Below are 21,918 nucleotides of genomic sequence, written 5' to 3'. Positions count from 1 at the left end.
TAGAGAAAGACTCAGAAAGCAAAAATTATAGATTAAAGAAAAAATACACGCTAAAGAAAATAAAATTTTATGAATCGTTGGGAACTGTTTTATATATCTTAATAAATGTATTGGGTTTAAGTCCGTATTTGATTCTTACTTATTTAAAATTTAGATATAGTGAGCAAAATTTTAATATACCTAATGAACTGAATTATTTTTTATTTTTATTATCTTTTTTGTGATTTCGTTATTTGTGCTGTGGCATTACTTAAAACCCGAGGCAGCAAAAAATTTCTTGGAAATGGAGAAAATTAATAAATAATCCTCGGAATTGTGATTGTGCTATATGAATCAGACATAAAAACCGGCGCCTAGACGCCGGTTTTTTTATTTTACATTACTGATCAAGTCAGTTTTGCAAAAGCTTAGATCGTAGCAAGTGCTGCATTCAAAGTAGCACTTGGACGCATCACTGCATTTACTTTCTCTTGATCAACAGCGTAGTAACCACCGATGTCTACTGATTTGCCTTGAACTTCAGCAAGCTCAGTAACAATTTTCTCTTCATTTTCAGCTAAAGTTTTTGCAAGTGGTGCAAATTTCGCTTTCAATTCAGCATTTTCGTCTTGAGCAGCAAGTTCTTCAGCCCAGAACTTCGCCAGGTAGAAATGGCTACCACGGTTGTCGAGTTCGCCAGTACGACGAGAAGGTGACTTGTCGTTATCTAGCAATTTGCCAGTTGCACGGTCTAAAGTTTTAGCAAGTAACTTGATGTTGTCATTGCCTTCTTTAATACCCATTTCTTCTAGAGAAACTGCAAGCGCCATGAATTCACCGAGTGAATCCCAGCGTAAGTGGTTTTCTTCAACTAACTGCTGTACGTGTTTAGGCGCAGAACCGCCTGCACCTGTTTCATACATGCCGCCACCCGCCATTAATGGCACGATTGACAACATTTTTGCAGATGTACCCAATTCCATGATCGGGAACAAGTCAGTCAGGTAGTCACGTAAGATGTTACCTGTTACAGAAATGGTATCTAGACCGCGCGCAACACGTTCAAGCGTATAACGCATTGCACGTACTTGTGACATGATCTGGATATCAAGACCGGCAGTGTCGTGATCTTTCAGGTATTTTTCAACTTTCTTGATCAGTTCATTTTCGTGTGGACGGTACGGGTCAAGCCAGAAGATTGCCGGCATGCCAGAGTTACGTGCACGCGTTACTGCAAGTTTCACCCAGTCGCGTATCGGTGCGTCTTTCACCTGACACATACGCCAGATATCGCCTTCTTCCACGTTTTGTGACATCAACACTTCGCCAGTTTCAAGATCAACGATGTTGGCAATACCCGCTTCAGAGATCTCGAAAGTTTTGTCGTGTGAACCGTATTCTTCCGCTTTTTGTGCCATCAAACCAACGTTCGGTACGGTACCCATTGTACGTGGATCAAAATTGCCATTCCACTTACAGAAGTTGATCATTTCCTGGTAAATACGTGCGAATGTTGATTCAGGCATAACTGCTTTACAGTCATAAGGTTTGCCATCAGCGCCCCACATTTTACCGCCACCACGGATCATTGCAGGCATAGAAGCATCTACAATCACGTCGTTTGGTGAATGGAAGTTCGTTATGCCTTTGGCAGAATCAACCATCGCAAGCGCTGGACGATGTTCTTGGCAAGCATGTAGATCTGCAATGATTTCTTCACGTACAGAGGTTGGTAGAGTTTCGATCTTTTCATAAAGACCAGCCATACCGTTGTTTACGTTCACGCCCAGCTCATCAAATAACTTGCCGTGTTTTTCAAATGCGTCTTTGTAGTAAATTCTCACACAGTGACCGAATACGATCGGGTGTGAAACTTTCATCATGGTTGCTTTGACGTGAAGTGAGAACAAGATGCCGGCTTCTTTACAATCATCTAATTCTTTTTCATAGAAATCGCAAAGCGCTTTTTTGCTCATGAACATTGAATCGATGATTTCGCCATCTTGAAGTGCAACTTTTGGCTTAAGAACGATGGTTTCACCAGACTTGGTGATCAATTCCATTTTCACATTACGTGCACGGTCTAAAGTCATCGACTTTTCGCCATGGTAGAAGTCGCCTTCGTCCATGTGTGAAACGTGAGTTTGAGACCACTGTTTCCACTCGCTCATAGAGTGCGGGTGTTTTTTCACATAGTTTTTAACGGCAGCAGGTGCACGACGGTCTGAGTTACCTTCACGTAGTACCGGGTTTACTGCTGAACCAAGACATTTGCTATAACGTGCCTTGATTGCTTTTTCTTCTTCAGTGGCCGGGTTTTCAGGATAGTCAGGAAGGGCATAGCCTTTAGACTGGAGTTCCTTGATACACGCTGTTAGCTGGCCAACAGAAGCACTGATATTTGGGAGTTTGATAATGTTCGTGTCTGGATCTTGTGTAAGACGACCTAGCTCAGCTAGAGTGTCAGGCACCTTTTGCTCTTCGCTTAGGTAATCTGTAAATTCAGAGAGCACGCGCACAGCTACAGAGATGTCACTTTTGACGATCTCAACGCCAGCTGGCTTAGTAAAGGTCTCAATGATCGGCAGCAGAGAATAAGTCGCCAGTAATGGCGCCTCGTCGGTCAGTGTGTAAATGATAGTTGACTTTCCACCAGCCATATATAGCCCCTTGCGTTGGATTGAGTTTCTGAGGACCGAACTTTTGGTCCAGCCTCATTGAACCGATTTGCTTAAATAAAAACATTGAGAGTATCGTCTTTCAGCGCATTTCAGTCAACGAAATATGCTTTTAGATTGAAATTTGGGCGAAAATTTGTACAGATTTGTATGGTTTAGCTGTGTTTGTATTTTGTACAAAAAAATAATTTTCGGCGCTTAGAAATCATTGTGGTGCTGGAAAGAAATTTTATGCTACCAGATTGTATTCACTGAAGATGAGTTTTTGAGCATTGGGCGGGATCGTGATGATCCTGAAATACAAATGAATGTTGAGTGATCAGATGCTATTTCGGGGCAGTTTCTTCGGGTCAATTGAGGAAATTTGCCTTGACGAATCATCACCTCAATATCATGGAATTACTTTGCGATATACTTCTAAGCATTGATCAAATCATTCTTAAAATTGCAGCGAAATAAGGAAATCGGATGCCCAGTTTATTTATTGTGATGCTTGGTGGCCGTCATGCCCGTGCCAATACAGAAGTTCATGATGTGGTACTGGCAGTAGGCGAAACTCTGGAAGAAACCTATCCTCAACTGAAAAATGCCTGGTTTGCCGAGCAAAAAGGGCTGCATATTGATGCTTGGGCGCAAATTAATGGACTGGAGTTCGAGGGCAAAAATTATCACGTTCAATTTAGCGATGCTGCCCCGAATCAGGCTGCCGAAAAGCTTTGGCTGATTAATTTAGGGGGTTATGATGCACGTGAATTTGGTGAGCTGCACCGTTATGTGCTGGTGGTGGCACAGAATGCCATGGTGGCAAAACAGCGCGGTAAAGCTTATTTCGCCAAGCACTGGCAAAAACAGCATACTGACCGGGTGCTGGATGTCGATGATTGCATTGCGATTGATCAGGTGTATGGCCGATATGTACAGCTGGTGGAGGGACATTTTAGTGCGAATCGCTGGGAAAATACCTATCTCACGATTTAAAACTGAAGCATAGGGCTATAGCGTGGCTGAGGGTCAGGATTCGACGAGTGACTTAAAAAAAATCTTTATCAAAGTTCAATAATCTGCATAATACCGGAAAGGAAAAACAGCTTTTGACTGAGATGGAACATCTTAAATGGATTTAATTCAGGCAAATGGACAACCGCACTATGGACGTTTCAAGGAACTTCCAAAAAGTATTGACTATCAGGCATATCAATACAAGAACCCTTATGGTCAGGTGCTGTCAGGCTGGCGTAAGCATCTAAAATATAAGAAATTCAAATTTTGTAGTATTCAGCACGAACATTATACCATTGGGCTGGCGATTGCCGATATTGCATGGGCAGGGCACAGTTTTGTCTATGTCTACAACCATATGACCAATGACGTTCTGGAATGGAATGCGATTAATCTCCTGTCTCGCCATACTGTGCTGGATGAACAACCATTATTCAATCACAGTTATTTTCATAAATCGCCTTTTCAGGTCGATATTCAGCATGCCAACGGTGTGCGCTATATCAATGTCAGTAAATACGGCGAAATTCAGCTCAGTGCACGAATCTTTTGTGCAGGAACCGATCCTTTAAGTATGTGTAGCCCAACTGGTATTAATGGTTGGACTTATACGCAAAAGCTCACGACCTTAGGTTGCGAAGGCTATTTTTTAAATAAACAAAAACAAAAGATTCAATTTAACGAACGAACTTTTGCCTTGCTGGATGACACCTGTGGCTTTTTACGTCCAGAAACTGCCTGGTTTTGGTTGTCGTGTAACTTTTGGGATGCGACCAATCAGCGGATTGGAATTAATTTAGCATCCGGTGTTAACGAAAGCTTTGGTAATGAAAACTGTTTATGGATCAACGGAAAAATTTATCCATTGGCTGATGTGCTCTTTCAGCAGGAATCCGAAACTCAATGGACGATTCAATCGCTAGATGAAAAGCTAAATCTGACTGTAAGCACAGGCTGGCGACGTTATGAAAATCTGAATTTGCGTCTGGTCGGCAGCCAGTTTAGCCAGTGGCAGGCCAAAGTCTGTGGCACCATTCAGCAGGATGATCAGGAAATTATTTTACTGAATGAATATGCCTTGCTTGAGCAGCATTATGCCAAATGGTAAATCATCTTAAATCAAAAAGCCTTCAAGTTAATGAAGGTTTTTTGATTTAAGCGATGCTCACGTTTAGTCTTTCGCGGCCTGCCAGAAGGCTTCACCGGCTTGAATCGGATCGCCGGTTTCATTTAGGGTGTTGATCCAGACCTCGTATTGGGCAATCACTGGGTGCTGACTCGGATGAAAGTCTTTTTTAAACCAGTCTCGATACTGTTTGCCCATTCGGGTCAATGTGCCATTTGGGCCAAAAAACCAGGGTAAGCTCTTGATATTCATCTGCAAGCGTTGCAAGAGGCTAAAGCCATCATGTTTCAGCATGACATTGGCACGGTAGACGGTAAAACTAAACATTAAAATGGTCGTGCTGACTAAGGTGGCTCGACGGGTAAATTCTGGGGTTTTAGCCACATTTTTCATCACATCAAAAGCTACATCGCGGTGTTCCATTTCCTCAATGGCATGCCAGGCCAATAATGCCCGTACAAAAGGATGGGCATCTTTCAGGGTCTGTTTTTGTCCATAAAAAGTTTCTGCCATAAGCGCCGTTAAATGCTCTGCCGCAGCGGTAATGGCAATATTAAACTGGGGTGAGCGGTGCTTCAGATCATAATTGAAAATTTTATTTAAACGTTCAATAAATTGGTCTACAGGCATGCCTTGCTCGCGCATCAACTGATTCATTTTGTCATGCGCGATGCCGTGCTGGGCTTCCTGGCTGATAAAATCCGCGACACGTTGTTGCAGCTCCGGGTCCTGGATCTGATCGCGGAACAGGCGGACACTCTGAATAAAATAGCGCTCGCCGTCTGGAAAGGTCAGGCTCAGGGCATCGAACATGCGTGTCATAAAGGGATCGCCGCCGAACCAGTAACGTGGAATTTCATCCAGTTTAAAATCAAGTTGGGTGCGAACCACAGGCTGTAGGGCGGATTTTAATATGGCGTTCATCTTGTAGATTCTTTTTTGTGACGATGCTGACAGTATGTCGGCGAATCTCGCCATTGTTTTGACAGAGCTTGCCAATTTTTATACATTTTATGCCAAATGAAAATAAAACTGGTCAGATTAGAGCTGCCAGCGAGAATCGCACATGCAAGACATAAAAATATCCAATGGTTATCTTCAGCTCTGGGCGACTTATTTGCGTGATGTGGGGATTGAACCCTTAACTGCCGACTTTCTGCAAGATGTGCGTGACTCGCTTGTGACCCTCATCGATCAGCCTTTTGATACACAAGTACCTTTGGAATTGTTGAATCATATTATTTTAACTACTCGGCAACATCTGAACTGTCCGCAGCTGATTTTTGAAATCGTGCAGGTCATTCGTCCTGAGCATTTTGGTGTACTGGGTTATATGGTTTCACGTAGCAGTAGTGTCGCGGAAATGATCGGCTATAGCATGCGCTTTCAGCGGCTGGTGATTGATGGCAGTGAATTCGTGCCTTTACAGTTGAAGCAGCATGAACACAGTATGGAACTCTATTGGGGCTATTTAGATGAAAAATATAATTTGTTAAATGAGCTCACCATGGCAGCAATGGTGCAACTGGGACGGGTTATTTTGCAAGAGCAGCCACTTTTATTGCGTTGTGTACGACTGGCTCATGCAGCTGAAATGGCACAAATGCATTATCAAAAATTCTTTGCCTGTGAGGTTCAGTTTTCTCAAGATTATTATGCTCTGGAACTGGATGTACAGGGGTTAGCTCATGGGTCTGAGCATGCTGACCCCATATTATTGCAGTTGCTGACTCTTCAGGCGGAACAGGCGATTGCAGCAAAAGTACCTGTTGAAAATACCTTGCAGCAAGCACAGCAAATCATTGCCGAACAGTTGCGAACCAGGCAACAGGCGATCAAAATTGAGCAGCTTGCCCGTCAGTTGTGGATGTCGACCCGAAGCTTGCAGCGCTTGTTCAGCACCCATGGCACCTCATTTAAAAAACTGCTGCAACAGCAGCGCATCAAACGCTGTGAGATTTTGTTACAGCAGGGGCTTAGTCTGAGCGAGATTGCTGAAGCGCTGGATTATTCCGACCAGTCGGCCTTGGCCCGCGCCTATAAAGCAGCCACCGGACAGACTTTGTTCCAGCGCAAGAAACAGTTAAAGCATGCACAGCAATAAAAAAGCGACCCAATCAGATCGCTTTTTGATGTGAGGATGATACAGAGATTAAGCGGTTGCTTTAAGGTTGGGGAATCTCAACGCAATCGCAGCAATTGCGAAGATGGCCAGAATCCAGCAATAGTACAAGCCGCCAATCAGTTCAACCGGTGAGATTTTTGCAATCGAGCAGGCGAGGAGCAACTGTGCACCATAAGGAATCAGACCTTGTACCACGCAGGAGAAAATATCCATCAGTGCTGCAGAACGCTTGGGATCCACGCCGTATTCTTTGGCGACTTCACGTGCCATATCACCCGACAGAATAATTGCGACGGTATTATTGGCCACAAAGATATTTGAAAATACCACCAGAAAGCTGATCCCGATTTCGCCGGCCCTTTGCTGCCCAACTTTAAACAGACGGGTCAGGCTATAAATGCGCTCGATTAGCCAGCGTAAACCACCTTCACGTTGCATGATCGCTGACAGACCCCCCAGAAACATGGACAGTAATGCCACTTCAAACATGCCGACAAAGCCGTCATAAATCGAAGTATTCAGCTTGAGCAGGTTAAATTTAGGCGTCGCAAACAGACCGAACAGACCCGAAAGCAAAACACCAATGGTCAGTACTGCGAGGACATGCAGGCGACTAAAAGCCAAAACAAAGACCGCAATATAAGGTAAGACCAGTAACCAGTTAAAATCTTTATATTCTACGGGGCTGGAGCTGCCTGTACTTAAAATATAAATCACAATGGTGCTGATAGAGGCCGGTACAGCAATCCAGACATTGACTTTAAACTTGTCACGTAATTGCACCCGCTGGCTGGTGGTGGCTGCAATGGTGGTATCTGAAATCATGGAAAGGTTGTCACCGAACATGGCACCGCCTACGACTGCACCAATGGCGTAGATCACATTAATATCGGTGACCTGGGTAAAACCAAAGGCAATCGGGGCACAAGCTGCAATGGTGCCCATGGAGGTGCCCATCGCCGTGGCAATAAATGCCGAGATGATAAACAGCATCGGCAAGATAAATTCAGGCGGAATAATCGACAGGCCCAGTTGTACCGTGGCATCCACACTGCCAATCGCACTGCTGACACTGGCAAAGGCACCGGCCAGCATAAACACCATAAACATCAAAATTAAGTTCGGATGACTGGCCCCTTTTAGAAAGGCTTCAATGCCCTGATTGAGTTTGCCGCGATACACCAATGCAGCCAAAATAATCGCAGGCAGGGCAGCAACAGGCGCTTTCACCTGATAGAACGCAAATTCGGTTCCAATCAGGGAATGATAGATCCCGCTACCCAAAAATAGGGTTAAAAATACAATAAGCGGCAGCAGTGCAATGGCGCGTGCCTGCACTGTAGCCTCAGAATCAGTCTGCATAGGAGATAAAAAAGTAAGAGAATAGGACTAGTATAAAGCAGGTTTTGCAATTTCAGAAAACTTTAAATGAATGCGCTAACATCTGCATTTTTATTAATTTTTGCATGATAAAAATAAGTTTATCTAAATATTCAGGATTTTGGCTAATAGCAAAATTAGGCATCTTTGATCATTGTGAAAAAAATCAAAATAATCGTAAATAGACCCTTCCGAATTGTTTTGAAATCTTCGTACAGGAAATGAAATACTCGAGGTCGGTATCGCAGACTGTTCATTGGACAAAAAATAGCGTTACAATGCGACGTCTTGTATTTTTACATAGTCAATGCCTCAAGTTTGAAACACGTTAAGGAAAGCTCAGCCCTATGTCACGTTTAGCCACACGATTTGAACAACTTAAATCTCAACAGCGTAAAGCTTTAGTTTCTTATGTGATGGCTGGTGATCCGCATCCAGAGGTCACTGTACCTTTGCTCCATGCAATGGTAGAGGCGGGTGTCGATGTGATTGAGCTGGGTCTTCCTTTCTCCGACCCGATGGCAGATGGTCCCGTAATTGCTTTAGCGGCTGAACGTGCGCTGGCAGGCGGAACCAATACTTTGGACGCACTGCACATGGTGAAAGAATTTCGCTTGAAAGATCGCGAAACACCTGTGGTGCTGATGGGTTATCTGAATCCGGTCGAAGTGATTGGCTATGAAAAGTTTGTGGCTTATGCTTACGAATGTGGAGTAGATGGCGTGCTGCTGGTGGACTTACCGCCAGAGGAAGCACAAAGTCTGGGTGAAGTACTGGAAAAATATGACATGGATCAGATTTTCCTGCTGGCACCCACTTCAACCGATGCACGTATTCAACACGTAGCGAAACAGGCCACTGGCTTTATCTACTATGTATCCTTGAAAGGCGTGACCGGTGCAGCAACTTTAGATGTCTCTGAAGCCGCTGCCCGCATTCAAAAGATTAAAGCTGTGACTGATGTTCCTGTAGGCGTAGGTTTCGGTATCAGCGATGCTGCATCTGCGAAAGCGATGGGTGTTGCTGCCGATGCAGTTATTGTGGGAAGTGCGTTTGTAAAGCAGTTTGCAACGCTTGCACCAGAACAAGCCGTTATTGCGACGGTGAATAAAGTCAAGGAGCTTCGAGCAGCGCTCGATGAGTTATAGTATGAGTCAACCCGTGAAATCAGGCAAAATTCTGAGCCCATCGACCCCATGGACGGAACGCATTGTTCCAGGCATTCATGTACCTGATGAGCAAACGATCTACAAAGCGACATTTACCGAGCCTACGGTCGAGTGTCCTGAATGTCATGCTTTGGTGACCCGTACCGCGATGTCATTCAATGCCTATGTTTGTCCGCAGTGTGATGAGCATTTACGCATGAAAGCCCGTGATCGCCTGAACTGGTTCTTTGACCAGGTACAGACTGAACTGGGTCAGGAGTTTAAGGCTAAAGATCCGTTAAAGTTTGTCGATAGCAAAGCTTATCCAGAGCGTATGGCAGAAGCGCAAAAGAAAACCGGCGAAACCGAAGCGTTGGTCGTGATTCAAGGCCTGCTAAAAGATGTCCCAATGATTGCCTGTGCATTTGAATTCGATTTCATGGGCGGCTCTATGGGGACAGTGGTCGGTGACCGTTTTGTTCAGGCGGCAGAGCGTGCGATTGAAGCCCGTCAGCCCTTGATCTGCTTTGCTGCTTCAGGCGGTGCACGTATGCAGGAAGGCATGTTGTCCTTGATGCAAATGGCACGTACTTCGGCTGCTATCCAGCGTTTAAAAGAAGCAGGCCTGCCTTATGTGGTGGTATTGACGCATCCGGTATACGGTGGTGTCACTGCATCATTGGCGATGCTGGGTGATGTACATCTGGCTGAACCGAAGGCGATGATTGGCTTTGCCGGTAAACGAGTGATCGAACAAACTGTCCGTGAAAAACTGGAAGAACCGTTCCAGCGCGCGGAATATTTGCTTGATCATGGGGTAATCGATCAGATTGTTCACCGTCACGCATTACGTGATACAGTTTACCGTATTGTTACGAAATTGATGAACCTGCATTGAACACAGCACCGCTAGCAACAGATTCTTTAAGTACATGGCTCGATTATTGGAGCCATGTTCACGTTACGGGTATTGATTTAGGTCTGGAACGGGTTATTCCGGTGGCTGAAAAGCTCGGTGTGACACGTCCGGCGGCCAAAGTGCTGACGGTGGCTGGAACCAATGGTAAGGGGTCAACCACCACCACACTGGCTGCGATTTTGAATGCACAAGGCTTCAAGGTCGGGCTGTATCAATCTCCACACGTGTACCGTTTCAATGAGCGGGTAAAATTGCGCGGCATTGAAGTTGAAGATCAGTTGTTGGTGGATGCTTTTGTTCAGGTGGACCAGGCTCGTCGCGAATGTGATTTGAGCCTGTCTTTCTTTGAAGCGACCACTTTGGCCGCTTTTGTGATTTTTAAAGATCAGTTATGTGATGTCTGGGTGCTGGAAGTCGGTCTGGGCGGTCGTCTGGATGTGGTCAATGTGGTTAATCCGGATGTAGCAGTGATTACCAATATTGGTCTGGATCATACCGATTGGCTCGGTGATAGCATCGAGAAAATTGCCTTTGAAAAAGCCGGAATTATCCGGCCGAATATTCCGGTGGTGTTTGGTGGACAGCAACAGATTCCACAAGCCATTTTAGATAAAACTCAGCAATGCAACGCGCCCCTATATGCGGTGAATCGTGATTATTTCTATGAAGCCTTTGAAGATGGGCAAAGCTGGGCATTTGCTTCTTCAGGTACGACCTTAAAACTCCCAACAGGTTCACTGGCGCTAGATAATATTTCTACCGCTGTGGCTACCATTCTGCTGAGCGGATTAAACGTCAGTCAGCAGGCGATTGCACAAGGGATTCAAACGGCAAAGTTGCCGGGACGTTTTGAAGTCTGTCAAATCCAGAATAAAACCGTGATTTTTGATGCCGGACATAATCCGCATGGGGTCGAGTTTCTGCTGAAACAGTTGCGAAACTATTTAAATTACAATCAAAACTATAAAAATATCGTTTGTGTGTTTTCAATGTTGGCAGATAAAGATATAAATTCTGTCACCAAGTTATTGAAAGACACGGTTCAATTGTGGAAAATTGCACCATTATCCGTCCCACGTGCGGCAGAGCTCACAGTTTTGGCTGAAGCTCTAGGCGGTGAGGCGGTAGAACAATTTGACAATGTGAAATTAGCTTTTAAATCAGCACTGGATCAAACAGATAATAATCAGCTGATTTTGGTATGTGGATCATTTCATACCTTAGAAGCGGTATGGGAGTATTTGGAAGAATGTCAATGAATAACAAACAGCGCTGGATGGGCGGTGTTGTTTTACTCGGTGGTGGTGTTTTATTGGCAGCATTACTCCTGAAAGGTCAAGATGAAATCAAGCAGGACCGTCAGCAGAAACCGGCACAGGTTGCGGAAGTGGAAACTAAGGATGCAGTGAATCATTCGCTCGGTTCTTTGACGGTCGATGTCGAAACAGAAAAGCGTTTACTTGAACAGCAACGCCGTGATCGCGAAAAAGCGGTTGCAGAACAGGAGGCGCGTGCGGCCGAATTTTTAGCGATGCAACAGCAGGCTGAAGCAGATGCTGCGCGTAAAGCGGCTGAAGAATATGCTGCCCTGAATGCACACCGCCTGGGACAGCAAAGTTCCGATAATATTCCACCAGAACTGGTTGAAGACGAACAGGTCAAGCAGAAACGTCTGGCTGAAGAAAAAGCGGTGCAAGAAAAAAAGTTAGCCCAGCAGCAGCTGGTACAACAAAAAGCCAATAGTTCTACTGATGCAGCCAAGAAAGAAGCAGAGCGTAAAGCGGCTGAAAGCAAAGCTGCTGAAGAAAAACGCAAGTTAGAGCAACAGCAAAAAGCCGAAGCAGAACGTAAGGCGGCTGAAGCAAAACGTAAAACCGAGGAAGAGCGTAAGGCTGCTGAAAAGAAAGAAGCTGAACGTAAAGCTGCTGAGGAAAAACGTAAAGCCGACGAAAAGCGTAAAGCTGAAGAAGCCAAGAAAAAGGCTGCTGCCGAAGAAGCCAAGAAGAAAGCAGAAGCTGAACAGGCGCGTAAGTTACTGGAAGGTGAAGAGGACAAGCAATGGATGGTGCAGGTGGCACTGGCCGCAAATGAGGCCAATGCAGATGCTGTAGCAGCCAAACTGCGTGCCAAAGGTTACAAAGTAACCAAAAGCTCAACTTCTAAAGGTGTACGCATCATGGTGGGGCCATCCAAAGACCGTGAGACTGCGGATGCACTTCGTAAGAAAATTGCGTCTGATGCCAGCCTGAATATGAAATCAGCTTGGGTGAATGATTGGGTGCCACTGGATAAGCGTTAATTCTTTGTATTAACCAAAGTTTCTGTAGATGGATTCGTGAGTTGCTCGCGAATCCATTTTACATTTTCAGGGGTGAATAGATTTTCGATATTACGCCAAATGGCATGAAAGCCATAACCGCCATGTTTCATTTCCTGTAGCGCCTGCTCAATCGGCCAATGTTCAAAAATAATCCGGTACATGGCGACACTGGCACCGGTTCGGTCTGAACCGTGATAACAATGCAGGAGCACCTTTTGATGATTTTGTTGTGCTTGCTGAATCAGTAGCATAATTTTCAATAAATCTTTCCGATCAATTGCCCAGGTATGTATGGGTACATGATGCAACTGAAATTTTTCATTGCTCAAAACGATGCTGTCTTGATCTCGCGAACGTAAATTAATAACTACATCGATTTGATGCTGTTTTAATAAAGGAATGAGTTCAGTTGAAGGCTGTTCACTACGATAGACAAAATCGCCGATTTGATGAAAATTATGATCCTGATGAATGGGCTGTCCCCAATGCTGAGGACGTTGATGTTCAGGCAGAGTGGGTGTAGTCATGCAAGCTGTCAGGAGGCAGCTCATCAGGATTGGAAATATGCAGATTTTCATACAGAGCATAGATGTTGTTTTTGTTATTTCAAGTTTAAAGTGGATATCAGGTTTTGAATATAAAAAGCCTATCCAAAGACAGGCTGTATCAACAAATCGAATCCGTGGCACGTCAATGTCCTATTCGATGTCGTATTCGATAAAGCATAAAATCTGGAAAATAGAGTTTCTCTTATCTTTTACTTTGCTTGTCTTGCGAACCACTACAGCAAAGCTTTATTTATAACTACGCGCTTCGCTTGTCTTGCGCAAAATTAAAAAGGAGTCCTTTTAATTTGTTGCTCGAAGCATAGCTTCTCACCTTGCGCAAGGGCAGAGCGTTGCTCTGCTTATCCTTGCTCAGGATGTGGCGTTAAGCGCAGGTAAGGCGTGACCGCGGTATACCCTTTAGGAAAACGTTGTGCAATTTCAGTCTCATCTTTTAGGGAAGGCACAATCACCACATCATCGCCATGCTGCCAATTGGCCGGTGTTGCGACTTTATGGCTGTCGGTGAGTTGCAATGAATCCACCACACGCAAGATTTCATGGAAATTACGACCCGTCGATGCAGGATAAGTAATAATCAAACGGACTTTTTTGTTGGGATCGATGACCACTAAAGAACGAACTGTAAGCGTTTCGCTGGCATTCGGATGAATAAAGTCATACAGCTCGGAAACTTTGCGATCCTGATCGGCAATGATCGGAAAATTCACCGTGGTGTTCTGGGTTTCATTGATATCTTTAATCCAGCCCTTATGTGATTCAACATCATCAACCGATAAGGCAATGGCTTTGACACCACGTTTTTCAAATTCATCCTTCAGCTTTGCGGTATAGCCAAGTTCAGTGGTACATACCGGCGTATAGTCCGCCGGATGTGAAAATAAAATGCCCCAGCTATCGCCCAGAAAATCATAAAAATTAATCAGGCCTTTACTGGATTGCTGTTCAAAATTCGGTGCGGTGTCGCCTAGACGTAAACTCATCTTTTGCCTCAATTGGTCTTTTAATGTAGAGATGAGATTTAATATGAACTAATTTTTTTATGATTAAAAATAGTGTTTTTAGCTTTCTTTATGAATAAATTACATAAGTCATTTGTTTTATCTATCTAGAATCAAACAAATCAGTCGTCTAATTGACTATATTGCACAGCTAAAGTTTGCTACATTACTTTGCCTTAGATCTCGGGGCTAGAACTCAGGATCAGATTTTTTTCAGCGGTTTTATAGCAAAACCCTTGTAGTTCAAATTTCTAGCACCATAATAACGACTAAGAACATATTCATTTGACAAGCAAGATTTAGAGAGTCTATTCATGTTGGCAAGTCTGATCGGAGGAATCTTCGGTACCAAAAATGAGCGCGAACTCAAACGCATGCGTAAAATCGTAGACAAGATTAATGTGCTCGAGCCGACGATATCTACCCTTAGCGATGCAGACTTATCTGCAAAAACTGAAGAATTCAAACAACGATATAATAAGGGTGAAAACCTCGATAAATTATTGCCTGAAGCATTTGCAGTCTGTCGTGAAGCCGCCAAGCGGGTCATGGGCATGCGTCATTATGACGTGCAGCTGATCGGTGGTATTACCTTGCACGAAGGTAAAATTGCAGAGATGCGTACCGGTGAGGGTAAAACCCTGATGGGTACCTTGGCCTGTTACCTGAATGCCATCAGCGGTCAGGGTGTGCATGTCATTACCGTGAACGATTACCTGGCACAACGTGATGCCGAGCTCAACCGTCCATTATTTGAATTTTTGGGTTTAAGCATCGGGATTATTTATTCCATGCAAAATCCGATGGAAAAAGCGGAAGCTTATCGTGCCGATATTACCTACGGTACCAATAACGAATTTGGCTTTGATTACCTGCGTGACAACATGGTGTTCTCGCTGGCTGAGAAAAAGCAGCGTGGTTTAACCTATGCGATTATTGATGAGGTCGATTCGATCCTGATTGATGAAGCACGTACTCCGCTGATTATTTCCGGTCAAAGTGAAGATTCTTCACAGCTTTATGCAGCCATCAATAATATTCCACCAAAATTACAGGCACAGAAAGAAGAGAAAGTGCCGGATGGTGGTCACTTCTGGATTGATGAAAAACAGCGTTCAGTTGAAATCACTGAAGTGGGTTTTGAAACCATTGAAAGTGAACTGATTGAAATGGGCTTGCTGGCTGAAGGCGAGAGCTTGTATTCAGCGTCGAACCTGAATCTGTTGCATCATGTGACTGCGGCAATTCGTGCCCATTATTTATATCAACGTAACGTGCAATACATCATCAATGATGGTGAAGTGATTATCGTCGATGAAAATACCGGTCGTACCATGCCGGGCCGTCGCTGGTCTGAAGGTTTGCATCAGGCGGTAGAAGCCAAAGAAGGTCTGGAAATTCAACCAGAGAACCAGACCCTGGCAACCACAACCTTCCAGAACTATTTCCGTCTGTATAAAAAATTATCGGGTATGACCGGTACCGCTGATACTGAAGCCGCGGAAATGAAAGAAATTTATGGTCTGGATGTGGTGCTGATTCCGACCCATCGTCCAATGATCCGTGATGACCAGAACGATTTAATCTATTTAAATCGTGAAGGCAAATATAACGCGATTATTCAAGAAATTCAGCGTGTGCATGAAGCCGGTGTTGCGCCAATCTTGATTGGTACGGCAACCATCGAAGCATCTGAGATTCTATCCGATAAGCTGAAAGCTGCGGGCATTACCCACGAAGTACTGAATGCCAAACAGCACGAACGTGAAGCGGATATTATTGCGCAAGCTGGTGCGCCGCGTGCCGTAACCATTGCCACCAACATGGCGGGGCGTGGTACCGATATTCTGCTGGGTGGTAACTGGAAAGCATTGCTGGCCAAAATTGAAAATCCGACAAGCGATGACGAAGCGCGTCTGAAAGCGGAATGGGATGTTAATCATCAATCTGTTCTGGATTCGGGTGGCTTGCATATTATCGGTTCTGAACGTCATGAATCACGCCGTATCGATAACCAGTTGCGTGGTCGTGCAGGCCGTCAGGGGGATCCGGGTGTATCGCGTTTCTACCTGTCGCTTGAAGATGACTTGATGCGTATTTTCGCCGGTGACCGTGTGGTGGGTATGATGCGTGCCATGGGCTTGCAGGAAGATGAAGCGATTGAACACAAAATGGTGTCTCGCTCGATTGAGAATGCACAGCGTAAAGTCGAAGCACGTAACTTCGATATTCGTAAGAACTTGCTGAAATACGATGACGTGAATAACGAACAGCGTAAGATTATTTATAGTCAGCGTGATGACATTCTGGCAGAAAATTCGCTGCAAGATTATATTGAAGAAATGATTCGTGAAGTGATGCAGGGTGTAATTGCCAATTATATTCCGCCTGAGTCGATTCATGACCAGTGGGATATTGAAGGTCTGGAATTGGCTTTGCGTGAAGACATGTCACTCGATCTTCCTATCGCACAATGGCTGGAACAGGACCGTCGTCTCGATGAAGAAGCCTTGGTGGTGCGTATTAGCGATGAAGTACTGAATCGTTACCGTTCACGTCGTGAACAAATGGGTGCGGAATCTGCAGCATCGCTTGAACGTCACTTTATGCTGAATTCTCTGGATCGTCACTGGAAAGAACATCTGGCAGCGATGGATTACTTGCGTCAGGGCATCCATTTACGTGGCTATGCACAGAAAAATCCAGAGCAGGAATATAAAAAAGAAGCCTATAACCTGTTTGTGAATATGCTGGGTGTCATCAAATCGGATGTCGTTACAGATTTATCGCGTATTCATGTTCCAACACCTGAAGAGCTGGCTGAAATGGAAGCGCAGCAGCTGGCACAGGCTGAGGCAATGCGTTTGCAGTTATCTCATGATGAGTTCGACGGTTTACTGGCAGATGAACATGAAAATACGACTGAACAAAATGCTGAGGCAAATCCGGTAGCGCCAGTCTTTGAAGCGCCGGCAAGCCGTAATGCACCTTGTCCATGTGGTTCAGGCCTGAAATATAAACAGTGTCATGGCAGAATCTAAGCGATATTGAAAATCAGAGCCACATGGCTCTGACTTTTTATGTATAAAGATTTTTCAGAAACTGAATACTATTTGCAGTCCTGCGGATTAAATGGTATTTAATGGCTCATTCAACACCGAAAAGTGGAATAACCTGAATGAAAAAAGTATTAAAAACGCTCATGATTGCCGCTTTGGCCATGCCTGCTTTAAGTTTTGCAGAAACTGCAGCCACCACGACACTTGATAAAGTTCAGCAAGCAGTGGGTTCTACTACAGCTCAAGTACAACGTACAGATGAACAAGTGACCGTGGCCAGCCCGCGTACCGGGATTCGTTATACCTTTGCCAATCAGAATCGCCCGATTGTGTTGCAGACCGCTGCGATCGCACCGGCCAATGCGGCCAATGCAGATCGTATTGTGGCATCTAATCCGGCACTTTCTGCTGCGAGTCAGCAGCAAGCGAAGCAGGCTTTATTAAATGAAGCAGGGCAACTTGCGAAAAATTAAAATCCCCGATTTTTTAAAATGCAGAAACCAGTCTTGATGACTGGTTTTTTATTGTGAAAATCCATCATAAATCTCAAGCTTACTCAGGCTTTGGCTCGATTTTTTGTTGCAGATCAACTAAGCTGTATTTTTCCGAAACTTCAATATTGGACTTTAAAATGGCAGTTGGTGACGTATCTATGCCACAGATGCATGTGGTGAAAGGGGTTAAAATTGGTTCGGCTGAAGCCTATGTGCGCTATCAGAACCGACGTGACCTGGTGATATTTGAACTGGCTGCAGGCTCCAATGTTGCAGGGGTATTTACTCAAAATGCCTTCTGTGCAGCCCCTGTGCATGTATCTAAAGCGCATTTACAGGTAGGGAATCCGCGTTACCTGGTGATCAATACCGGCAATGCCAATGCAGGAACCGGCCCTACAGGCATGGCAAATGCAGAAGCCACCTGTGCCAAGCTGGCTGAACTGGCAGGGGTACAGGCTGCTGAAGTTTTACCATTCTCTACGGGTGTCATTGGCGAGCAATTGCCAATGGAGCGTTTGCTCAGCGGTTTACAACCTGCGCTAGACTCATTGCGTGATGATGCCTGGGTCGATGCTGCAACGGGAATCATGACCACAGATACTACACCGAAAGGCGCTTCAGAGCAGTTCGAGCTGGATGGTGCCACCTATACCATGACCGGTATTTCCAAGGGTGCCGGCATGATTCGTCCAAATATGGCGACTATGCTGGGTTATGTGGCAACCGATGCTCCAATCAGCCGTGAACTGGTTCAGCAGTTATTAACAGAAACAGTAAATGTGTCGTTTAACCGCATTACCATCGATGGTGATACTTCAACCAATGATTCCTGCATCTTGATTGCCACAGGTCAAGGCGGGGGGGCTGAAATTACTTCGACTGAAGATCCACGTTATGCAGTCGTGCTTGATGTGTTAATGCGTACCATGAAACGCTTGGCGCAACTGATTGTGCGTGATGGTGAAGGTGCCACCAAATTTATTACAGTTGCGGTAGAAGGTGGTGCTAATATTCAGGAATGCTGTGATGTGGCTTATAGCATTGCACATTCGCCATTGGTTAAAACTGCGATTTTTGCTTCTGATCCAAACTGGGGGCGTATTCTGGCAGCGATTGGTTATGCTGGTGTGCCGAATTTAGACGTTGCAAAAATTCAGGTTTGGTTAGATGATGTACAAATCTGTAAAGATGGTGGTGCGGCGGCAGACTATACTGAAGCAGCTGGTGCAGGTGTGATGGCCCAAGCTGAAATGACGATTCGTGTTGATCTTGGACGTGGTACAGCGAAAGACACGGTCTATACCTGTGACCTGTCTTATGATTACGTCAAGATTAATGCAGATTATCGTTCATAATTCAGATCGTTTCTAAAGCCTCCGTTGTGGGGCTTTTTTTATATCTTATGATTTTTAATGACTGGTCAAAAATGGCATTTTGCCAATTGTGATTAGGGTGTAGGGTAAATGTCCGTGTCATAACGGATAATTAGGGTAGAGTAAGAGTTGTTATGAATAGTGCGACCAAATTAATAGCCAATGAAGCAAAGTCGATTGTGCAGGCGCATTTAGATCGTTTAGGCGTTCCTCAAGAACATCAAATGAGCCAGCAGGAAAAATTAGACAAATTTGCACAAATCAAGGCTGAGCTGGAAAAACAGGATGCCGTTTTGGTGGCGCATTATTATTGCGATCCTGAAGTGCAAGAACTGGCTGAGTTGACCGGTGGTTGTGTTTCGGATTCTCTGGAAATGGCACGTTTTGGTCGCGACCATCCAGCTTCAACGCTTGTGGTAGCGGGTGTGAAATTTATGGGCGAAACCTCTAAAATTCTTTCACCCGATAAAACTGTGCTGATGCCAACCCTGGAAGCGACCTGTTCACTGGACTTAGGTTGTCCTGTCGATGAGTTTACCGCTTTTTGCGATGCGCACCCGGATCATACCGTAGTAGTTTATGCCAACACGTCAGCGGCCGTGAAAGCCCGAGCCGATTGGGTAGTCACTTCAAGCTGTGCAGTAGAAATTATCGAACATCTGGACAGTCTGGGCGAAAAAATTATCTGGGCACCCGATCAGCATCTGGGTCGTTATATCCAGAAAAAAACCGATGCAGAGATGTTGCTCTGGGATGGCGCCTGTATTGTGCATGAAGAATTCCGTTCACGCGGTATTGCCAATATGAAAGTGCTCTATCCAGATGCTGCGGTTCTGGTACATCCTGAATCACCGATGTCTGTAGTTGAAATTGCTGATGCAGTGGGTAGCACTTCGCAACTGATTAAAGCAGCGCAGACTTTGCCGAATCAGCGTTTAATCGTGGCGACTGATCGCGGCATTTTTTATAAAATGCAGCAGGCAGTACCGGATAAAATCCTGATTGAAGCACCAACCGCAGGAGAGGGTGCGACCTGTCGTTCTTGTGCGCATTGTCCTTGGATGGCCATGAACGAGCTGGATGGTATCTTGCATGTGTTACAGCATAGAGATCAGGAAGTCTATGTCGATCCGGCACTTGCTGAACGAGCGAAACTGCCTCTAGATCGCATGCTGAACTTTAGTGCCGGACTAAAACGTTAAAATTTGTATAAAAAATGTCTGAAGCGATTGATAAATAAACGCTTGAAGCGTTTTTTCGGTTTTTTTTAAATATAGGTGTTGACGTCTCCGGGCGTCACGCCTAGAATGCACACCGTACCGAACGATGTTCGATACGAAAGCTGAGATGAATCGGAGCATAGCACAGCCTGGTAGTGCACCTGGTTTGGGACCAGGGGGTCGTAGGTTCGAATCCTACTGCTCCGACCAATTCTTCAAGGCAAATGATGTTTGCATCAGTAACGCGCTTGTAGCTCAGTTGGATAGAGCATCCGCCTTCTAAGCGGATGGTCACAGGTTCGAATCCTGTCAGGCGCGCCATTTGGTCGCTTGATGTTAAGAATCAAAATGATGGTGGATGTAGCTCAGTTGGTAGAGCCCTGGATTGTGATTCCAGTTGTCGCGGGTTCGAATCCCGTCATTCACCCCAACTTTTAAAGTTGAAATCGGAGCATAGCACAGCCTGGTAGTGCACCTGGTTTGGGACCAGGGGGTCGTAGGTTCGAATCCTACTGCTCCGACCATCTCCTTAAAGATGGTCGAGATAAAAGATACCGCGTTAAGCGGTTTTTTTATGCCTAAAATTTAATAAGTATAAAAAATACACAATATTATTTATAGTCGCCTTTTTAATAATTGTTTATGTAATCACTTGTATCTCTATATCAATTTATTTTTCACTCAATATAGCTATGCAGGTGAGATGGGTTTTTTATTTTATGTCTTTTGCTGAAGAAGGATTATGATGCGTTTAAGGATGGGGAATATTGAGGCATTCTCATTTTCATACTATTTTATTTTGGTGAAGTGTATGCGTTCCTCAGCATTTATATAAAAGGGAAATATAAATAATTTATCAGTCTTGATATCTATATTTTTCTTACTAAAGAAAAGATGAATTACAATATAAATCTGAAATCCACCAGAAATAGCTTTTATAAGTAAATAAACACTATAAACCTCCTTGGAATGTATATTTTTTACTCAGGAAATAGAAAAACCTGCATTTTTTGTAGAATAAATAAACAGTCATTAGTTTTTTGCTGAATTATTTAGAAATAGGGGTTGTGTTGGGTGTGAAATGCTGTAGAATGCACATCCATCGGCGGTGATGTTGATTAAAACTTGTTGAGAAACAAGGATTTAGCTCAAAGGGTTTAAATCTGGAAGTCTTGAAGAAGTTTGGAAATAATCAGCTAAACCTGTTGACTCTTTCGAAATAAAGAGTAATATAGCCGACCTAGCTTGCTGCTGACGAAGTAGCAAGAAGATCATTAAGAGATTATGAAGAACAACTTGTGTGGATTTTTACTGGTTGATCGATCGAAATTATTTTCATTGATTGATGGTAGAAATGACTCGAAGTTTATTTGAGAAATATTTGTCAGAAAATTGATGAGCCAAGATTGGTAGCCTTTAAGCTACTACTGATTTTAAACTGAAGAGTTTGATCATGGCTCAGATTGAACGCTGGCGGCAGGCTTAACACATGCAAGTCGAGCGGGGAAAAGTAGCTTGCTACTTTACC

16 protein-coding genes, 4 tRNA genes and 1 rRNA gene are annotated in these 21,918 nt (G+C 44.4%); 16 read left to right on the top strand and 5 right to left on the bottom strand.

Features of this window, described 5'->3' with window-relative positions; all coding sequences use genetic code 11:
• Window positions 1-407: 407 nt before the first annotated feature.
• Window positions 408-2,639 carry an NADP-dependent isocitrate dehydrogenase gene (locus CWI32_RS12205; protein WP_005168597.1) on the bottom strand — a complete coding sequence of 744 codons (2,232 nt, stop codon included), beginning with the start codon at window positions 2,637-2,639 and terminating at the stop codon, window positions 408-410.
• A 486-nt stretch (window positions 2,640-3,125) separates the two neighbouring features.
• On the opposite strand from CWI32_RS12205, the gene CWI32_RS12200 reads away from it, so the two are divergent.
• Both CWI32_RS12200 and CWI32_RS12195 read left to right on the top strand, forming a co-directional pair.
• On the top strand, window positions 3,126-3,635 hold the full coding sequence (locus CWI32_RS12200) for a DUF1543 domain-containing protein (RefSeq protein ID WP_005098068.1): 510 nt from the start codon (window positions 3,126-3,128) through the stop codon (window positions 3,633-3,635).
• 136 nt (window positions 3,636-3,771) lie between these two features.
• Complete coding sequence (locus CWI32_RS12195; protein ID WP_100535406.1) at window positions 3,772-4,764, top strand: DUF2804 domain-containing protein; 993 nt, start codon at window positions 3,772-3,774, stop codon at window positions 4,762-4,764.
• A 63-nt stretch (window positions 4,765-4,827) separates the two neighbouring features.
• Here CWI32_RS12195 and CWI32_RS12190 read toward each other — a convergent pair whose 3' ends face one another.
• Window positions 4,828-5,706: a metal-dependent hydrolase gene (locus CWI32_RS12190; protein WP_100535405.1), complete on the bottom strand. Its 879-nt coding sequence runs from the start codon at window positions 5,704-5,706 to the stop codon at window positions 4,828-4,830.
• Between the two features lie 142 nt (window positions 5,707-5,848).
• On the opposite strand from CWI32_RS12190, the gene CWI32_RS12185 reads away from it, so the two are divergent.
• Window positions 5,849-6,886, top strand: coding sequence for a helix-turn-helix transcriptional regulator (locus tag CWI32_RS12185; RefSeq protein ID WP_100535404.1), 1,038 nt, complete (start codon window positions 5,849-5,851; stop codon window positions 6,884-6,886).
• Between the two features lie 48 nt (window positions 6,887-6,934).
• Here the strand turns inward: CWI32_RS12185 and CWI32_RS12180 are convergent, their stop codons facing one another.
• On the bottom strand, window positions 6,935-8,269 hold the full coding sequence (locus CWI32_RS12180; RefSeq protein WP_100535403.1) for a Na+/H+ antiporter NhaC family protein: 1,335 nt from the start codon (window positions 8,267-8,269) through the stop codon (window positions 6,935-6,937).
• Window positions 8,270-8,634: 365 nt separating this feature from the next.
• Here CWI32_RS12180 and trpA point away from each other — a divergent pair, with 365 nt between their 5' ends.
• The 4 genes from trpA to CWI32_RS12160 are packed head-to-tail and all read left to right on the top strand — an operon-like array spanning window position 8,635 to window position 12,653.
• Window positions 8,635-9,435 (top strand): tryptophan synthase subunit alpha, encoded by an 801-nt coding sequence (trpA, locus tag CWI32_RS12175; protein WP_005098062.1) that lies wholly within the window; start codon window positions 8,635-8,637, stop codon window positions 9,433-9,435.
• Window position 9,436: 1 nt separating this feature from the next.
• The gene (gene accD / locus CWI32_RS12170; protein ID WP_034608357.1) at window positions 9,437-10,333 is read left to right on the top strand and encodes an acetyl-CoA carboxylase, carboxyltransferase subunit beta; all 897 of its coding nucleotides are present in this window, start codon (window positions 9,437-9,439) and stop codon (window positions 10,331-10,333) included.
• On the top strand, window positions 10,330-11,613 hold the full coding sequence (folC, locus tag CWI32_RS12165) for a bifunctional tetrahydrofolate synthase/dihydrofolate synthase (RefSeq protein ID WP_100355751.1): 1,284 nt from the start codon (window positions 10,330-10,332) through the stop codon (window positions 11,611-11,613). The genes accD and folC overlap by 4 nt, the downstream gene beginning before the upstream one ends.
• Window positions 11,610-12,653 (top strand): SPOR domain-containing protein, encoded by a 1,044-nt coding sequence (locus CWI32_RS12160; RefSeq protein WP_100535402.1) that lies wholly within the window; start codon window positions 11,610-11,612, stop codon window positions 12,651-12,653. Before folC ends, CWI32_RS12160 begins: the two co-directional genes overlap by 4 nt.
• Here the strand turns inward: CWI32_RS12160 and CWI32_RS12155 are convergent.
• Both CWI32_RS12155 and CWI32_RS12145 read right to left on the bottom strand, forming a co-directional pair.
• On the bottom strand, window positions 12,650-13,252 hold the full coding sequence (locus tag CWI32_RS12155) for a dual specificity protein phosphatase family protein (RefSeq protein ID WP_100535401.1): 603 nt from the start codon (window positions 13,250-13,252) through the stop codon (window positions 12,650-12,652). The two genes, CWI32_RS12160 and CWI32_RS12155, sit on opposite strands and share 4 nt — an antisense overlap.
• 329 nt (window positions 13,253-13,581) lie before the next feature.
• A complete protein-coding gene (locus CWI32_RS12145) occupies window positions 13,582-14,223 on the bottom strand; it encodes a peroxiredoxin (RefSeq protein ID WP_100535400.1) in 642 nt (213 codons plus the stop codon).
• Between the two features lie 332 nt (window positions 14,224-14,555).
• On the opposite strand from CWI32_RS12145, the gene secA reads away from it, so the two are divergent.
• The 9 genes from secA to CWI32_RS12100 form a co-directional block, all read left to right on the top strand.
• The gene (secA, locus tag CWI32_RS12140) at window positions 14,556-17,282 is read left to right on the top strand and encodes a preprotein translocase subunit SecA (protein WP_005098055.1); all 2,727 of its coding nucleotides are present in this window, start codon (window positions 14,556-14,558) and stop codon (window positions 17,280-17,282) included.
• Window positions 17,283-17,419: 137 nt separating this feature from the next.
• Window positions 17,420-17,773 carry a hypothetical protein gene (locus tag CWI32_RS12135; protein WP_005098054.1) on the top strand — a complete coding sequence of 118 codons (354 nt, stop codon included), beginning with the start codon at window positions 17,420-17,422 and terminating at the stop codon, window positions 17,771-17,773.
• Window positions 17,774-17,931: 158 nt separating this feature from the next.
• Window positions 17,932-19,152: a bifunctional glutamate N-acetyltransferase/amino-acid acetyltransferase ArgJ gene (gene argJ / locus CWI32_RS12130; protein WP_074383508.1), complete on the top strand. Its 1,221-nt coding sequence runs from the start codon at window positions 17,932-17,934 to the stop codon at window positions 19,150-19,152.
• A gap of 152 nt (window positions 19,153-19,304) precedes the next feature.
• A complete protein-coding gene (nadA, locus tag CWI32_RS12125; protein WP_100535399.1) occupies window positions 19,305-20,372 on the top strand; it encodes a quinolinate synthase NadA in 1,068 nt (355 codons plus the stop codon).
• Between the two features lie 151 nt (window positions 20,373-20,523).
• Window positions 20,524-20,600: transfer RNA gene (locus tag CWI32_RS12120), tRNA-Pro, on the top strand.
• Window positions 20,601-20,634: 34 nt separating this feature from the next.
• Window positions 20,635-20,711 (top strand) — tRNA-Arg (locus CWI32_RS12115).
• A 33-nt stretch (window positions 20,712-20,744) separates the two neighbouring features.
• Window positions 20,745-20,820: transfer RNA gene (locus CWI32_RS12110), tRNA-His, on the top strand.
• Between the two features lie 17 nt (window positions 20,821-20,837).
• Window positions 20,838-20,914 (top strand) — tRNA-Pro (locus CWI32_RS12105).
• 911 nt (window positions 20,915-21,825) lie between these two features.
• Window positions 21,826-21,918 (top strand): 16S ribosomal RNA (locus CWI32_RS12100); the annotation flags it as partial.

Source organism: Acinetobacter pseudolwoffii (assembly GCF_002803605.1).
Lineage (GTDB): Bacteria > Pseudomonadota > Gammaproteobacteria > Pseudomonadales > Moraxellaceae > Acinetobacter > Acinetobacter pseudolwoffii.
Note: the sequence above shows the minus strand (reverse complement) of the source record. Positions and strands in the feature narration are given on the sequence as shown.

What these genes read in the sequence shown, in the direction of transcription:
- CWI32_RS12205 (WP_005168597.1), bottom strand. Translation starts at nt 2,639, where the DNA reads ATGGCTGGTGGAAAGTCAACTATCATTTACACACTGACCGACGAGGCG.
- CWI32_RS12200 (WP_005098068.1), top strand. Translation starts at nt 3,126, where the DNA reads ATGCCCAGTTTATTTATTGTGATGCTTGGTGGCCGTCATGCCCGTGCC.
- CWI32_RS12195 (WP_100535406.1), top strand. Translation starts at nt 3,772, where the DNA reads ATGGATTTAATTCAGGCAAATGGACAACCGCACTATGGACGTTTCAAG.
- CWI32_RS12190 (WP_100535405.1), bottom strand. Translation starts at nt 5,706, where the DNA reads ATGAACGCCATATTAAAATCCGCCCTACAGCCTGTGGTTCGCACCCAA.
- CWI32_RS12185 (WP_100535404.1), top strand. Translation starts at nt 5,849, where the DNA reads ATGCAAGACATAAAAATATCCAATGGTTATCTTCAGCTCTGGGCGACT.
- CWI32_RS12180 (WP_100535403.1), bottom strand. Translation starts at nt 8,269, where the DNA reads ATGCAGACTGATTCTGAGGCTACAGTGCAGGCACGCGCCATTGCACTG.
- trpA (WP_005098062.1), top strand. Translation starts at nt 8,635, where the DNA reads ATGTCACGTTTAGCCACACGATTTGAACAACTTAAATCTCAACAGCGT.
- accD (WP_034608357.1), top strand. Translation starts at nt 9,437, where the DNA reads ATGAGTCAACCCGTGAAATCAGGCAAAATTCTGAGCCCATCGACCCCA.
- CWI32_RS12160 (WP_100535402.1), top strand. Translation starts at nt 11,610, where the DNA reads ATGAATAACAAACAGCGCTGGATGGGCGGTGTTGTTTTACTCGGTGGT.
- CWI32_RS12155 (WP_100535401.1), bottom strand. Translation starts at nt 13,252, where the DNA reads ATGAAAATCTGCATATTTCCAATCCTGATGAGCTGCCTCCTGACAGCT.
- CWI32_RS12145 (WP_100535400.1), bottom strand. Translation starts at nt 14,223, where the DNA reads ATGAGTTTACGTCTAGGCGACACCGCACCGAATTTTGAACAGCAATCC.
- secA (WP_005098055.1), top strand. Translation starts at nt 14,556, where the DNA reads ATGTTGGCAAGTCTGATCGGAGGAATCTTCGGTACCAAAAATGAGCGC.
- CWI32_RS12135 (WP_005098054.1), top strand. Translation starts at nt 17,420, where the DNA reads ATGAAAAAAGTATTAAAAACGCTCATGATTGCCGCTTTGGCCATGCCT.
- argJ (WP_074383508.1), top strand. Translation starts at nt 17,932, where the DNA reads ATGGCAGTTGGTGACGTATCTATGCCACAGATGCATGTGGTGAAAGGG.
- nadA (WP_100535399.1), top strand. Translation starts at nt 19,305, where the DNA reads ATGAATAGTGCGACCAAATTAATAGCCAATGAAGCAAAGTCGATTGTG.